General features: G+C 57.7%; 20 protein-coding genes and 1 tRNA gene. 11 read left to right on the forward strand and 10 right to left on the reverse strand.

Annotated elements, in window-relative coordinates; all coding sequences use genetic code 11:
* Positions 1-393 precede the first annotated feature (393 nt).
* The 6 genes from GOQ28_RS14800 to GOQ28_RS14825 all read right to left on the reverse strand — a co-directional run bounded on the left by GOQ28_RS14800 (position 394) and on the right by GOQ28_RS14825 (position 3673).
* On the reverse strand, positions 394-792 hold the full coding sequence (locus tag GOQ28_RS14800) for a hypothetical protein (protein WP_236844356.1): 399 nt from the start codon (positions 790-792) through the stop codon (positions 394-396).
* Between the two features lie 160 nt (positions 793-952).
* Positions 953-1645: a hypothetical protein gene (locus tag GOQ28_RS14805; RefSeq protein WP_160356992.1), complete on the reverse strand. Its 693-nt coding sequence runs from the start codon at positions 1643-1645 to the stop codon at positions 953-955.
* Positions 1632-2474: a hypothetical protein gene (locus GOQ28_RS18545; protein WP_202109728.1), complete on the reverse strand. Its 843-nt coding sequence runs from the start codon at positions 2472-2474 to the stop codon at positions 1632-1634. Before GOQ28_RS18545 ends, GOQ28_RS14805 begins: the two co-directional genes overlap by 14 nt.
* Entirely contained in the window at positions 2467-2958 is a 492-nt protein-coding gene (locus GOQ28_RS14815; RefSeq protein ID WP_160356993.1) for a hypothetical protein, read from the reverse strand. Before GOQ28_RS14815 ends, GOQ28_RS18545 begins: the two co-directional genes overlap by 8 nt.
* Positions 2955-3362, reverse strand: coding sequence for a recombination protein NinB (locus GOQ28_RS14820; protein WP_160356994.1), 408 nt, complete (start codon positions 3360-3362; stop codon positions 2955-2957). The genes GOQ28_RS14815 and GOQ28_RS14820 overlap by 4 nt, the downstream gene beginning before the upstream one ends.
* Positions 3362-3673 (reverse strand): CII family transcriptional regulator, encoded by a 312-nt coding sequence (locus GOQ28_RS14825; RefSeq protein WP_160356995.1) that lies wholly within the window; start codon positions 3671-3673, stop codon positions 3362-3364. Before GOQ28_RS14825 ends, GOQ28_RS14820 begins: the two co-directional genes overlap by 1 nt.
* Before the next feature lie 34 nt (positions 3674-3707).
* Between GOQ28_RS14825 and GOQ28_RS18550 the strand changes: the two genes are divergently transcribed.
* Positions 3708-3872 (forward strand): hypothetical protein, encoded by a 165-nt coding sequence (locus tag GOQ28_RS18550; RefSeq protein WP_202109729.1) that lies wholly within the window; start codon positions 3708-3710, stop codon positions 3870-3872.
* Positions 3873-4698: 826 nt separating this feature from the next.
* Entirely contained in the window at positions 4699-5430 is a 732-nt protein-coding gene (locus GOQ28_RS14835) for a S24 family peptidase (RefSeq protein WP_160356997.1), read from the forward strand.
* Between the two features lie 132 nt (positions 5431-5562).
* Here GOQ28_RS14835 and GOQ28_RS14840 read toward each other — a convergent pair whose 3' ends face one another.
* Positions 5563-6057 carry a hypothetical protein gene (locus GOQ28_RS14840; protein WP_160356998.1) on the reverse strand — a complete coding sequence of 165 codons (495 nt, stop codon included), beginning with the start codon at positions 6055-6057 and terminating at the stop codon, positions 5563-5565.
* 12 nt (positions 6058-6069) lie between these two features.
* Positions 6070-6837, reverse strand: a complete 768-nt coding sequence (locus tag GOQ28_RS14845) for a hypothetical protein (protein WP_160356999.1) — start codon at positions 6835-6837, stop codon at positions 6070-6072.
* A 614-nt stretch (positions 6838-7451) separates the two neighbouring features.
* Between GOQ28_RS14845 and GOQ28_RS14850 the strand changes: the two genes are divergently transcribed.
* From GOQ28_RS14850 to GOQ28_RS14870, 5 genes are all read left to right on the forward strand, one after another.
* A complete protein-coding gene (locus GOQ28_RS14850) occupies positions 7452-7655 on the forward strand; it encodes a hypothetical protein (RefSeq protein WP_160357000.1) in 204 nt (67 codons plus the stop codon).
* A gap of 558 nt (positions 7656-8213) precedes the next feature.
* Positions 8214-8570 carry a hypothetical protein gene (locus tag GOQ28_RS14855; RefSeq protein WP_160357001.1) on the forward strand — a complete coding sequence of 119 codons (357 nt, stop codon included), beginning with the start codon at positions 8214-8216 and terminating at the stop codon, positions 8568-8570.
* The gene (locus tag GOQ28_RS14860; protein ID WP_160357002.1) at positions 8567-8725 is read left to right on the forward strand and encodes a hypothetical protein; all 159 of its coding nucleotides are present in this window, start codon (positions 8567-8569) and stop codon (positions 8723-8725) included. Before GOQ28_RS14855 ends, GOQ28_RS14860 begins: the two co-directional genes overlap by 4 nt.
* Positions 8722-9711, forward strand: a complete 990-nt coding sequence (locus tag GOQ28_RS14865; protein WP_160357003.1) for a recombinase RecT — start codon at positions 8722-8724, stop codon at positions 9709-9711. Before GOQ28_RS14860 ends, GOQ28_RS14865 begins: the two co-directional genes overlap by 4 nt.
* Complete coding sequence (locus GOQ28_RS14870) at positions 9708-10478, forward strand: lambda exonuclease family protein (RefSeq protein ID WP_202109730.1); 771 nt, start codon at positions 9708-9710, stop codon at positions 10476-10478. Before GOQ28_RS14865 ends, GOQ28_RS14870 begins: the two co-directional genes overlap by 4 nt.
* A 204-nt stretch (positions 10479-10682) precedes the next feature.
* Here GOQ28_RS14870 and GOQ28_RS14875 read toward each other — a convergent pair whose 3' ends face one another.
* Both GOQ28_RS14875 and GOQ28_RS18735 read right to left on the reverse strand, forming a co-directional pair.
* Positions 10683-11522, reverse strand: coding sequence for a hypothetical protein (locus GOQ28_RS14875; RefSeq protein WP_160357004.1), 840 nt, complete (start codon positions 11520-11522; stop codon positions 10683-10685).
* Positions 11523-11800: 278 nt separating this feature from the next.
* Entirely contained in the window at positions 11801-11932 is a 132-nt protein-coding gene (locus tag GOQ28_RS18735; protein WP_272898850.1) for a hypothetical protein, read from the reverse strand.
* A gap of 215 nt (positions 11933-12147) precedes the next feature.
* Here GOQ28_RS18735 and GOQ28_RS14880 point away from each other — a divergent pair, with 215 nt between their 5' ends.
* The 4 genes from GOQ28_RS14880 to GOQ28_RS14895 all read left to right on the forward strand — a co-directional run bounded on the left by GOQ28_RS14880 (position 12148) and on the right by GOQ28_RS14895 (position 14026).
* Positions 12148-12378, forward strand: coding sequence for a hypothetical protein (locus GOQ28_RS14880; protein ID WP_160357005.1), 231 nt, complete (start codon positions 12148-12150; stop codon positions 12376-12378).
* Between the two features lie 388 nt (positions 12379-12766).
* Positions 12767-12994 carry a helix-turn-helix domain-containing protein gene (locus GOQ28_RS14885; protein ID WP_160357006.1) on the forward strand — a complete coding sequence of 76 codons (228 nt, stop codon included), beginning with the start codon at positions 12767-12769 and terminating at the stop codon, positions 12992-12994.
* Positions 12995-13123: 129 nt separating this feature from the next.
* The gene (xth, locus tag GOQ28_RS14890) at positions 13124-13906 is read left to right on the forward strand and encodes an exodeoxyribonuclease III (protein WP_160357007.1); all 783 of its coding nucleotides are present in this window, start codon (positions 13124-13126) and stop codon (positions 13904-13906) included.
* A gap of 44 nt (positions 13907-13950) precedes the next feature.
* Positions 13951-14026 (forward strand) — tRNA-Ala (locus GOQ28_RS14895).
* Positions 14027-14212: the final 186 nt, after the last annotated feature.

Below are 14212 nucleotides of genomic sequence, written 5' to 3' on the forward strand. Positions count from 1 at the left end.
GGGCGAATTTTATACGGAGTATTCGGGCATACGGCCTCAGGCTTGGCGGCGTCATGCCCCGATAGGGCCACACGGACTTCTAGGCCTCCGAATAACGGGCGCACTACCCCGCAGCTATTGTGACTGATTGCGTGACGGATGGGGCAGCATGATGTGACGGATCCATCACATGCCATTGATAATCCCGCCCATGGCCGCCGGGTAGCGGTTCACTAATGACCACACTACCAACCTCTTGGAGCGCCGCCATCGCGCGCTGTACGCCACGTTCCAAGCGGGTTTTTTCTTGCCGGGTTAACCGCCGGCCATACGAAACATGCCGTACCAAGTCGCCGAGTCGGAATGCCCGCCCAGGATAAGCGGCCATTAGGTCAATGACCTCCTTCGCGTACTTCAAAGCAACTTCCTCCCCACCATTTCCTTGAAAAACCCTAGGTACAGCTTGTACTGAGGCTCAGTCAGCGCTACCCCAGTGACAGCGGCGATCCATCTGCGCGCCGCCGCGCACCGCCCCGCCGCAGTCTCGATATGTCCAAACCTCACATTCTTCTGCGGGTACTCGGCAATGATGATCATCTGCTCGTGGTGCGGCAGCGCCTCGTGCAGGGCCTGGACCGTCAGAGCGTGATCAGTGTTGATCGGCCGGTAGTCGTCCTCATACGAGACATAGCGCGCCATATTTCCGACCGTCTCACCCGACCAGCACCATCGGGCCCAATTCCATAGGAGGTCGTCGGGCGTACGGCCGCGGCTGCCCGTCTCCGTCATCGGTCCACCTCGTACTTCGCGCATTTCTTCCCATAGGGTTTGCCCTTCAGACACCGCATGACCAGCTCGCCGAAGGGGCTGACAGCATGGCAACACCCCGTGCAGGTGCGCTTGAGCTGGGCGGCTTCTTTGCTTAGGAGGACCTTAAGCGGGTCCAACATTTCCCATCTGCATAGGGCGGCTGTCATACTGCCTCCCCCGCGTTGAGCTCGATCCCCAAAGCACGCTTGGCCATTGCTAAGACAGAAGCGCTGTAGCGCTGCCCGCCTTTGCGCTCATGTTCGGCTAGGATCTTCTCTGCCCATGCCTTGTTGCCTTGGGCGAGAGGTTTGATCTCGGCTACACCCATGCGCTTGAGCGCGGCGGCTGCCTCCTCTTTCGTCGACATGGTCTGGCCGGGTCCTGGCAGAGCCTCTCGAACCTCGGGAATTGAAGGCCACGTTCCTTTCTCCAGCTCTTTGGCGAACTCGCGCTCCCAACGAACCTTAATCGTGCTGTACGTGCTGTTCAACAAATCATGCGTGCCTGTGGACACCGCCGCCCAGTAAATCGCCGGGTGCGACCAGTGCCCAATCTCGCCGCGACGACGGCAAGAAATACCCTGGACTGCCTCGTGATATGCAACCTCTGGATTCAACCATGGACGGCAGAGGCGCAGGAACTCGGGCAGTGTCGGCGGCCAATCGCGCGACAGGCAAGCAAGCAACCCTGTACGGATTTCGGCCTCGGTCAAGCCGGCCAGCGTTCGGTCCCAAGAATCCTTGAGCTCGCGAGGGGTCAGACCTTGCCATTGCTGGCCGAACTTGGCGCCGTACATCCGCCGCATTTCGGACACGACAAGGGCGCCAGCCGTGGTTTGGGAATCAGTGAGTTGCATCGATAGTCCCCATGTCGATTACGGTCGCGCGGCGTCCTTCGGCCAGTACTTCCCCGAGCTCTGCGTTCCAGTCGGCCATCATCTGCGCCCTGGAAGGCGATCGAGCGCGAGGTTGAGTACGCGGAGGAAACAAGCCCTGGTAGCCGCCAGCGATGCTGTTGGCAATGACGTCGGCAGGTCTATGGCCTTCCGTCCGGTACTGGGCGAGCTGCTGCAGTTGTCGACGAGCGCCCTCTTCCGTGATCGGTTTTTTGCGAGCCCTACGCTCTGACACCCAGCATTGCCAGTCCTCCTGATCCAGCCAATCAGGCAGATCGATCGTCGATGCATCGAATGCGCTCCCCCTCTTGCGGGGGGTTAGGGGGGTATTCTTTTCTTCTTTATCTTCTTCTTTATCTTTATCTAGCGTGACTTCGCGTGACTCGTCGTGACATTGCCGTGACTCATCCAATTGAGCAGCAGAGCGCTCTCGTTCTCTCTGATCGCGTTTCCTCTGAACGGCAGACTTCGCGCCGGTTTTCTCGCTGCCTGTATCTTCGCGCTTAGGTTGTCGCTTGTCCCATCCACTCAGGTATTGACCATCCAGCACACGACCCTGCATCGCAGCCAAAATCGCTTCGATTGCGTCTTCTGTCACATCCAACGCGCTCGCCAAATCTTCCGTCGTGACAGTCACGTGACCTCGCGTGACACTGCGTGACGCGTCCACGAGCAAGTGCATATAAACCGCTTGAACCAGTGCGATGGGTTGCGCGGAAACGCGGGCAACCGTTCTCCACTTCGGATCGTTCGGCATGTCATGCCAAAGGCGCAGCCATTCGTTAGCCATAAGAAGGCCTCCGCAGGTAATTGCACAGCAGCCGCTCAAGGTCCGCCTCAGCAGCCTCGGGCCACTGACGAAGAGCGCGCAGCTGGGCGCGGGTTTCTTGGATCCATCCAATCTGCAGTGCTGCAGAAGTGGCCTTGTCATAGACAGCGCCTTGATCGAGCGCGTGATGGCAGCCGCGGCGCCCAGGCTCATCGCAGCACAAAGGCACAATCAGCGCGTCAGAAGCCTTCAGGCCCATGCCCTTACCGGCAGCGAGCAGATTCAAATGTGCGGCCTGAGAGCGACCTTGGCGCCCACAGTGGACACAATCCAGTGTCGCAACGTTCAGGCGGTGCTGGCGGCTGCGAAATACGCTCGATTCCTTTTTGCCAATTGGCCGCAGGAAATCGAGAGTGGCAGCTACCCTGTGGCCCAAGCCAAGCGTGCGTTCAACCTTGCTGCCCACGATGGCGGCTTTTCGTACAAGGGGTGAGCGGCGCATCATTTGACCCACCCCGGCACGTCGATCGGCTCGGACCACACGACATTGTTCTCAGCGCCCCAGGCATACATCAGCTCGATCAGATCGCCCATCTTGCGCTGACTCATGTTGCTGGTGTGCTCGCCCAGTAGAACCTCGCCGCCATACAACCCCTGGGCAGTCCTGTGCTCTTTGCTGAGAGCCGCGGTGAAAATGTCCTTCCAGGCCTCGTCTTTCAGGTAGACCAGCTCACCGTTAACCGGCCATCGGACTTGCCTAGCAACGTCGCCGAGCATTGCCCACATCTTGTTCTTCGTGCGCTGGTTGGCGGTAGGCTCGACGGGAGGCGCAAATAGATGACCATCCGGAGCAGCGGCAATCTCACGGTGCGCACGCTGGCGGGTGTATCGAGTTAGCGGGTAACGCATCAGATTCGATCCTCTGCCTCGATTTCCGACTGCAGGTACTTGTATGCCATTCGCTTAAGTGCATGCAGATCATCGCGGCCCACCACTACCGCGTCGCTCGGCGCTAGCTGCAGGCCCAACGCGGCCAGCAACATGCAAAACCGATCCAGGCCATCTTTAAAGCGGCTCAGCGTGCTTGCGTCCAAGCCCATGCAATCGGCTGCATGCTCCTGTGTGACGTCTGCAAGTCGGCGCAATACCTCGCCGTGAATTCGTGCACCAGTCTTGCGGGTGCTTTCCTGCCTGTTAGCTGATACTGGTTCGGTGTTCATGATTTACCCCACGGGGCAATATGGAGAAGAACGAATGACTGACACTGAAAAGCTCTTGGCTAAGGCGCACTCGATCGCCTGCAGGCAATTTGGTGAGCCTTGCGAAAAGACGGCGATGGATCTGTTTCAGGAACTCTGTGCGGAGCGGGACCGTCGGGCGGGGGATACGCCCGAGGCGGTCGGCGCGACGGTGCATTGAGCTATGGGTGCTAACCTGGACACTAGGGTTCCTCTCAGTAAACTGGCTACTTTCGCCCGCGGCGAGTTTCGGGAAGAGGAGCAAGATGGACATGCAGTTCGCAGTGAGCGTGGTGTTCACATCCGTGGGAGCATTCTTTGTCTGGATGGTGGGTATTGCGAGGAAGGATCCACCGCTATATCGGGAACTGCGTCGTTTCGTCTTGACCGCGATCATTTCTGCCGAAATATTCTTCATTTCGTTAGCAGTGATCGTGTTGTGCACGGATTGGCTACCCTCTCCTCTGCGAAGACCTGTCACGCAGCTGATCCTGTTGGTCACTGCTAGCACGGCCGTGTTTGCCTGCGTCCTCCCAGCATTGACCCGCATCTCCAAGCTACCCCCGCTCACCAAAACACCACCAACGCAATCAGAGACGCCACCAGCGCCACCGGACCGAGCAGAAACCAAGCAAACCAGCGCCCCAACGACATCAAGCCAGGAAGGATCTGTTTAGAGCTACGCATGATAGGCCTCCTTCTCCGCCAGCTCGGGCCAGATGTCGGCCCAATCCGCGCGCAAGTCGCGACGGCTAACGGCACCGTGAGATTCGCGGTCAATAGCTACACAGAGCTTCTCGCCAGGGACTCGCTGCCCGTATGAAATGTTGCGTAGAAATGGCCAAGTGGTGCCGCACCGACGGGCGAAGTCCTGGCGTTCCGCGATGGTCATAGGCTTCAGAAAGTGTTTGAGCTTGTCCATTACCGAAACAATACACCGTTTGGTGAACCCGATCAACACGCAATAGTGAATTCACCAAATGGTTACACAGTGATGTAATTCCACGATGTTGAATAATTCCAAACCCAACGACGTTCGTAAGCAAAATCTCAAGTATCTAATTGAGCGTTTCGGGCAGTCACAAGTCGCTAAATGGACGGGTAAGCCAGATAGGCAGCTCGCCGATATGCTCGCGGGCCGCAAATCTTTTGGAGAGAAAGTGGCTCGTGCTATGGAGCAAAAGTGGCATGAAACCCGCGGCGAGATCATCGAGCTCGATTCGCCTGTCATGGCGAGACAAATGCAGGAACACGGCAGCCAGCCTCGTCAGGCACCCGAGGGACCTATGCAACTGACCGGCGAATCTAGGACGCTGGTTACTATTGCTCGATACGACACGGGAGGAACGAGGGGGGCAGCAGGGGTAGAGCTACGGGAGCAACCTGGAGTAATTGAAAGCTGGAAGGTGAGCAGAGAGTGGCTCGAAAAGAATCTGCGTGGTTTCAGCCAGGCGAGCAGCCTATGTATCGTCACAGGATTTGGCGACTCCATGCGGCCGATGTTCAATTCCGGCGACCCACTGATCGTCGATTCGAGCGTCAAGTCGGTCGAGTTTGACGCCGTGTACTTCTTTAGAGTGGGCAACGAGGGATTTATCAAGCGCCTACAGCGCGTTCCCGGCAAGGGGCTTGTGGCTATCTCTGAAAACCCAGCCTACAGGGACTGGGTCGTTGATGAGACGATGGACCTTGAGGTGTTTGGGCGCGTGCTGAAGGTCTGGCGCAGCGAAGATTTCTAGTTCATTCCGCGCACTCTGCTTGCGCGCGGCGTCAGTTGGAGCCCGGCTGAACTGATCGACCGCTAACGATTGATCTAACCCACCCTATCGAGACGCTGATTGAAGGCCACCCTAGGGAGGCTGCCCGGGCATTCAGTTTTGCTCTTCATCCAGATCAAAGAAACCAACCTGGTTGTTCTCATTGAACCACAGGGTGCTAAAGGCATCCCGAATGTTGATCCCCAACGGCAATCCTGTCACTGCACCTGATTTCCGGAGACTATTCAGCCTGTTAACGCACTTAGTATCGGAGGTTGCAAAATGGGAAATACCTGCGAGCACGCACTGCCCTAAGAGTTTCGCGTCGTCTTTTACCGCTACTCGGTCGTCCGACTCTGTTCTGGCAGCGTGCATCCTTCCGAAAAGCGAAGCACCTTGGATCGCGTCGTCAATATTGAAAGGAAGAATCAAAAAATTCTCGAGACCTAGGTCGTCCACTCGCTGCCTAACCTCGTACTCACAAACAGCGATAGTGGATAAGAACATCGGCACTCCGCGCTCAATGAACGCCATGTAGTAGCGCTTGGCAACAAGATGTTCTGGACGCTCGTCGGTGCTGAGGCTTATCAGAAAGCTACTATCAAGCATTACGCCCTGCACTCAATTCTCCCCCCGAATTGACCTAACCCATTCAGCCGGATCCCCCACATCTCGCCAGGCCTCTCGGCCCTTCCTTACTGCCTCAGCGAACCTGTTGGGATCAAACTTTGGCTCGTAATCAACGAATGAAATTAGCTCGGGGTCACTCAGTTTCTGCGTGTCTAGATCCAATTTGGCACGGATTCTCAGATGAACCTCGCGATAAACGAGATTACGTGGTTCTGATCTGATTAATTCCCGGTCTGTCTTTATGGTCAGCTTTTGACCGTCCGGCAGCTTGATGTGAGCATTGGAGTCTGTTACTCCGCCCAAATCCAAAATCTCGCCCTTGATATACCGCTCAACAGTAACCACGCGCGAAGACCTTGCCTCGCGATAGTTTGTTTCGCCCGAGACCAGGATATCGTTGCCGGTCCATGGCGTAGCAATGCGCACGACGAAGCCTTTGACACGATGTGCTCGTTCTTGCCACTTGCGTACTATCTCGCGCCGTCTCTTACTCACTTTTGCAAGGTCTGTACTACGAGACAACGCCTGAATGTCTGCGACTAAGGACGCCGAGACCACGTGGCCTGATTGAATAGCCAGCGATCCATGACGAATGCAGACTTCGACTTCCGCCATATCTATATCTTTGCCTGGCCCCTTTATGAAATCTTGAACATCCTTGGAAACCGCGGTCAAGAAGGTCAACGGCACCCGATCAGGGGAAATTTCATACCCCCGAGATTTATCCCGAAATGCGATGGTGACGGTGTCTGCTTCCATAGGGGAGATTTTCGCCTGAAGCATCCGTATAGTCCACCCCCCGCCGCCGGGGGGGGTTTATTTTGCCCGACGCCACCTACGAGGTGGCTTTTTTACGTCTTCGGATGCCGCTTTTATGTTGTCAGGTTGCCGCGCTAGGGAAAACGAGCATCATAAAAATCACCATATGGTGTAGACACGCACTACACCATATGGTGTAATTATACCAACGCCTCACCGTTCAGCAACACCGCACCGAGGCGACGCTCTTTAACACGACGACGTACGAACCGTTCCGCGACCGCAGGGATGCGACGCGATAGGGGAATTGCGGACGCCCTGGACAAAAAGACGCCGAAAAACGCACCCTCAGCAGATGCCCTCGCGTGGGCAGCAGTACTGCGAACGCGTGCACGATCCGACAGGACGCCAAGAATCGACCAAAGGCGCGTATTCGTGTTGATGACCACGGGGAGAAGTCCCGGACCCACTGACCATTGCGAGCCGGATCTGCCGGGAGTCGCGCAACTGGCAGTGTCGGGTGGCGGTGGCGCTGAGTTATCTCGCGCCGCGCTGCCCCGGAATCATCCGCCTGCGCTTTCGCCGAGAGTGCAGACCGATGACAAGGAGAACAAATGTTCAACACCAAGCGGTCAATGACCGAAATCTTCTATGTACTGGCATTTGCTGCCGGCATGCTGGGCCTCGTTGGCTGGTGCATCAACATCGCAAAAATCACCCAAACAGGGTTTGCCCTCGCAGACTGGGGCGGCCTCGAAGTGGCGCGGGTGATAGGCGTTTTTTTCGCCCCACTGGGCGCGCTGCTCGGGTGGTTTTAGAGCGCCGTTTCGAACGACCTAACCCGGCCGGGTGAGCGTCGGGGCCATCATCAAGGCGGCGGCGTGGATGGACACGCAGTGCGCAAACACGACCTAGCACGACGCATGGACTCTTAATCCATATAGACGCGGGAGTAGTGCCCCGCCCGGCGCGCCGCTAAATGTGCCGGTAAACGTCAGAGGGTTAGCCGGGATCAAGCCCGGCCCGCCTTGATGATGGTGAGAGAGCCCGTGAAACAGCCTTACGCCTGCCCAGTTGCTCTCTCGGGGCAGAGACCTTGAAGCAGATGCCAGTAGCCCCGAGCCGTTATTTGCGGGACGTGGCAAGGCGGAACTCCTCGGGTAACGCTGGTGCAGCTTCTGACACCCCGGAAAGACGGGTGCCATCAAACGCGGACCTTGATCGGCTACGGGCTAGCGCCGTAGCAAGTGCAAGTCCGGGAGCATCTCCATTGCGATACCACGCTGCTTTATGCGAGCGGTCAGGGTTCGCCCTTGATGGCAATCCCCTAGGCGCCACCCGCGCCATTCCCCAACAAGAACGACAAGGAGCCCGACATGGCAGCTCTTCCTAAACGCGCGCCCGATGTGCGCGAATCGCTCGCCTGGAATTTTCACCTCGCCCTGCGTGATGGCATGGACGAAGTGATTACCGGCGGCTTCGTCCCGGATTCACGCGACACCGCTGCGAATGTGTTGTACCAAACGAGCGTGGGCTATCGGCCGGAGGCTCTGTTCGAGCAGGCGGTTAAGGCTGTCGCAGCTGGCGAGCCCTATGGCGTGGTGGGCCAGCGCTTCGCCGAGTTTGTGCGCGCCGCGTCGGAGCATTATGTGGAGACGACAGCCGAATGGGCGTCCCATCCCAGCACGGTGCGCTGGGTGAAGTTTGAGAAGCGCGAGGGGGGGGTGTCATGACCCGTTTCCTCCGCACCCACGGCGACCTTCTCGTCGGCATCGTAGCCGTCGCCGCCGGCGTCCTCCTGGCCTGCGTGGTAGGCCCCACTCTCGATAACACCACCGTCGCCAAAGATGGCGGCACGACCGCGTATGCGGCGAAGGATCAATCGTGAACAACCTAGCAGTCATCACCCAGGACATCTACAACACCCGCGACACGTTCGCTGCGGTGTTGACAGACCAGTCCATAAGCTTCGAGAAGGAAGCCGGATTCGCAATTCAGGTGTTGCAGCAGAACGACTTCGCACTGAAGATTGCGACTTCAAACCGGCAGTCGGTCATCAACGCGGTCACGAACGTGGCCGCCATCGGCATCAGCCTAAACCCAGCGCGCCGCCAAGCGTATCTCGTGCCGCGCGATGGTCGGATCTGTCTTGATATCAGCTACATGGGCCTGATCGACTTGGCGGTGGCCACGGGCTCGATCACGTGGGCGCAGGCGGATTTGGTGCGCGCCAATGACAACTTCGCTCTGAATGGCTTCGACGCTCCGCCCACTCACGTCTTCAATCCGTTCTCCAAAGACCGTGGCGAGATCGTGGGCGCCTACGTGGTCGCCAAGACCGCGAGCGGCGATTATCTGACCACCACCATGAGCCGCGAAGACATCGACGGGATCATGAACCGGTCGCAGTCGATGAAGTCGGGAAAGTCCTCGCCTTGGAAGACCGATTACGGCGAAATGGCAAAGAAAACCGTGGTCAAGCGTGCCTACAAGTACTGGCCGAAGAATGACCGCTTGTCCGAGGCAATCCACCACTTGAACACGGATAACGGCGAGGGCTTGGCCGTGACCGCACAAGTGCGCGTCGACCCCGATCTACTGCCGCGCCTGCGCAAGTTGGTCGAAGCCGCCGAAGACGCCGACGCGCTGGCCAGGGTCTGGAAACACGGTTTGGCCGAGGTCAAGGCCACCAAGGACATGGGCGTCTACAACGCGTTCAAAGCAGCGGTCGCCCAGCGGGGCGCCGTGCTGCGCGGTGAAGCCACACGCACCGAGGCGCCGCCAGATGACGGCCGCACGATCGATGAGGAACCAGCGATGGCCGGGGCCGCTGAGGATGACGGCTTTGGCCGCGACACGAATGGAGGCGAATGATGCTTATCGTTAACTGCGAGCAGGGAAGCGACGAATGGCATGCAGCCAGGGCCGGCGTGATAACCGCCAGCATGTTCAGCGTGGCGCGTAAGAAGGTCAACACCCTGGACGAGCGCCAGGCACTGTATGTAGCCTGCCGGAAAGAGGGCCTGAGCGAGAAAGAAGCCATGCTCAAGGCTGGCTACAAGGCCACACCCAAGGCTGAGGCGGTTGCTCTGGCTTTGGCAGGAAAGCCTGTAGGCGACTTCTCCGACGAGGCCAAGAACTATGCCTTCCGACTGGCTGTGGAGCGTATCGCAGGACAGCCGCTGGACGAAGGCTATCAGAACTGGGCTATGCGCCGTGGTCACGAGCTCGAGCCGGAAGCGCGGATGGAGCATGAGCAACAGACCGGGCTGCTGGTCGAGCGCGCCGGATTCGTCCTGACAGACGACCGGTTGTTTGGCGCCAGTGCGGACGGCTTGATCGGCGAGGACGGCGGCAGTGAATACAAATGCTTCCTCGCGCCCGACAAGCTGCGCGCCTTCCATATCGACAACGACCCGAGCGAGGTCATGGACCAAGTGCAGGGCTGCTTATGGATCACCGGCCGCAAGTGGTGGCACCTCGGCCTGTACTGCCCTGCCCTGGAACCCATCGGCAAGCAGCTCTGGCTACGCGGATTCCAGCGCGACGACGACTATATCGAGAAGATGGAAAGTGACCTGATGGAGTTCGCAGCGCTGGTGCAGCAGTACGAAACAATCCTCCGCCGTAAGGCCGCCTGACCCCTTCGGGTACTAGCCAGCATAAGCGCTTGGGCGGGCTTTGCGGAACAGGTGATTGGATAAGCCACACAATCAGATCGACTTGCCGCACCATGCCCGAATCCGTGGGGGCCGGAGCGCGCAGGATGATCTTAGGTGAAAAAATCGCCGTAAGGCCAGCCCTATGTCGGCAGGGCTGTGCCAATCAACCAACAGTCCGGTTAGTTAATCGTCGCGGTCTCCATGATCTGTGGCACAAGCAAGGAGACGCTCTAAGTCCGCCGAATAGCCCTCAAGCTCACGAATACAAGCAACCAAATAGCTTACCGTGCGACGTGGTTCACGAGAATGCTCGAGCTCGATAATGGCGCGTTGCAAATGATTTATCGCGGATGCAACTCTGTCCGCTAGGGCAGTACTGCATTGACGAATTGAGGATCTGGGCAATTGAGCCAGTAGAGACACGCCAGCCTCCAAGTCGCACGCCCGTTGCGCTATATCTGCCTCAGACCTATCCAACGCGTCTTGGCGCTGAGTCACCGAGGTGGCGCGCAGACCCACAAGGCTGGTATCCCCCTGCCTCGCCTCATTGAGTTCCTCTTGCGCCTCCACAAGTTTCGCTCTTGCTTCCTTATGTGCCCTTAACGCTTGTTCGATTGAGTTGACCATCCCAACAAGATTTAAAGTTAGCCGTTTGATGCCACTCCTGTGGACAGATGCTTCGGCCAAGGCATCGTGGTACCGGGCCGTAGCCACCCGCTCTTCATCTCGTCGACGGTCCTCCAGCTCCCTTTCATACTGCTTATTTTGGAACTCTACGTCACGAAAATGAATGGTCAAAGCGGTTTCTGCCTGCTTACGGCCGATCTGCGCAGAAAAATAGATGGCTGCGATGGAGCCTATGGCCTGAACCCACCCCGCAACACCGGGGCTTAGCAAACCAGTTAACTGCAGCAAAGAAAGGGCGACGCCGGCGGATGCTACCGCAGCGGATGCCATCACTACAATTGCGAACAGGTTCTCCCACCAGGTGTTCGCTCGTATGACAGAGAGCATGAATTTCATCTTTCTTCGACCTCCCCCAATCCCTACGAATCCTACTGCACCGAACCAGTAGTGTCACTACGAGCCTAGCCTGATGGGGTTATGGAGGCGCCATGGGATGAGTGGAGGCATGGGCAGGCTATACATGAGGCTCGGATGGGGGGTTGAAATGGTCCGCGCGTCTGGAAATGAGGTGGCGACTATCGACATAGTCTGACGCTACGGCCTTCGCCCCGGCGCTTCTAACCGGAACAGGCAATCGGCCTCAATTCCTCCGTCCAACGGGTCGAAATATGGAACTACGTATTCACTGCCCAACGCTGCCTGAGTCGTTTCACAAAGTCCGTCAGTGGCGCGATATGGCCTTCTTCGAGCTGAGCTAACCGCTGCTCACGCGCCTCGATAGAGCGCATCGATTTCGGTTCATCCAATCTTTTCCCCTTAGGTTCTCAGCAACAGCGGATGCCGCCAAGTGGGCTAGGCGTGAACTGGCGCCTCGCAGCCAGCAGCGCTCCCGGAAAAGTGTCAACCAGCAATTTATCACTCGCAATGAGCAATAGCACTTCGCCGTTCAGCCCCGATGATTTTCGTCGGCTGTGGGTATCGTTCAAGACCCCTCTATCACACAGCCATAAGGAGTTAGCCAATGAGCAGCCAGATCCTAGAAACCCACCCCACATACGCGGGCGCCACCGTCTGGATCGGCGACAAGTGCAACACGCGCGTTGTGGCTGAAGAGGCATCCGAGAAGCTGTATATGGACCCGCTGGCGCTGGAGTTCGCGGCCGCTTACGAGGCACTGCGCATGGCGCGATGGGAGGAAATGCCGCGGGCATTCTCTGAGCTATGGTGTGCTAGCTTTAAATGCTCATACTGAGCGCCTCACCGACACATGACGCCCCAACAGCATGATCCTAATAGTTCGCGGCCTTCCACTCGCCAACGAAGTCACCGTCTTCAATACTTCGCCGCATTTTCGTGCCGCATTTAGAGCAACGGTAATTCCGGCGAAAAAACTCACTTTCGTTTCTCACCCCAGCGGCGGTCGACGAGTGAAGGTTGAGAGAATCATGCGGCTTCTCGTGGGATGGCCTACCGCGCAACTCTGAGCAAAGCGTGCACATATTCATTGCAGTGCCTCGAAGCAGTGATTGAGGCATCTTATCCGATGGATTTTGGATTGACCACATGACCCCTGACGTAATCGAGCGCCTGATCGAAGTGACTCGCGGATTTTGGATGAACGAAGCAAATAGGAGCGCTGCATGAGCAAGCACCTGACACAGGCCCAGCCTGCCACACCGCCGGGCAACACCGCCCTGCTCTATCGACTTAAGGAAGCCGAGGACGTTCTGGCCCTGTCTCGCACGATGATCTACCGTCTGATCAAGCGCGGCGAGCTCGAGCAGGTCAAGATCGGAGACGCTACCCGGATTACAGCCTCAAGCGTTCGAGCGCTGATCGAGCGCGGCAAGCAGAGAAAGGCCGCGTGACGGGGTATTATCGGGCTACCTGCCCGCTACCCTACCTCGGCCTAAATGAGTAGCCAGATGAGTAGCTAGAGCGGATTTCCGGCGGGACATGCCTCGGAAACCCGCATAAATCAACGATCTACAAGAAACATGAAGTTAGCCACCTGGAACGTCAACTCTCTGAAGGTTCGCCTGCCCCAAGTTCTCGATTGGTTGTCGGCCAATCCGGTCGATGCGCTCTGTCTGCAAGAGTTAAAGCTGACGGATGACAAATTTCCATTGGATGCTTTTACCGAGCTGGGTTATCAGGCCGTCTGGGCAGGCCAGAAGACCTATAACGGCGTCGCGATCATCTCGCGCGAGACGGGTTCGGCGATGGTGCGCAACATCCCGACCATGGACGACCCGCAACAGCGCCTGCTGGCGATCACCCTGCCCGCCCCGGGTGGCGATGTACGCGTGATCTGCGCCTATTGCCCGAATGGTCAGTCGCTGGATTCCGAGAAGTATCCCTACAAACTGGAATGGTTCCGCCATTTACGCGATTGGGTAGCCGAGGAACTCAAGAGCTATCCGCGGCTGGCATTGCTGGGCGATTACAACATCGCCCCTGCCGATGAGGATGTCCATAACCCTGAGAAATGGGAAGGACAGGTGCTGGTGTCCGAGCCCGAGCGAGCAGCATTTCGCGCGTTGATCGATCTGGGGCTGACCGACTCCTTCCGCAAATTCGAGCAGCCGGAGAAGTCTTTTTCCTGGTGGGATTACCGACAGTTCGCTTTCCGCCGCAATGCGGGGCTGCGGATTGACCACATTCTGCTGTCTGAACCACTGACCAAGCAATGCACGGCATGCGTGATTGATAAGGGGCCGCGCGGCAATGAGCAGCCCTCGGATCATGCGCCGGTCATTGCGACACTGAATCTGGAATGACGCTTCAAATGCCGCAGCGAAATGTGATATATTTTCGGTCTATCGGGGCGGTAGCTCAGCTGGGAGAGCGTCGCGTTCGCAATGCGAAGGTCGGGAGTTCGATCCTCCTCCGCTCCACCAAGATTCCCGGTTAAAACAAGGCACGACGTCTGACGATGTCGTGCCTCGTTTTGCAGGCTCTACCCCATAAACGGGGGATGAGCATTCATCAGACCCGGTTAATCACACCGTTCCAACCGCACTGAGCCAAGACTCTCATGCGGTAATTCTCAAAATTTCTGAACCCAAACGCCCGGCGCGAGAGCA

Origin of the sequence: Bordetella sp. 02P26C-1 (assembly GCF_009763255.1) — a bacterium.
In the GTDB taxonomy this organism is placed as follows: domain Bacteria; phylum Pseudomonadota; class Gammaproteobacteria; order Burkholderiales; family Burkholderiaceae_B; genus Bordetella_A.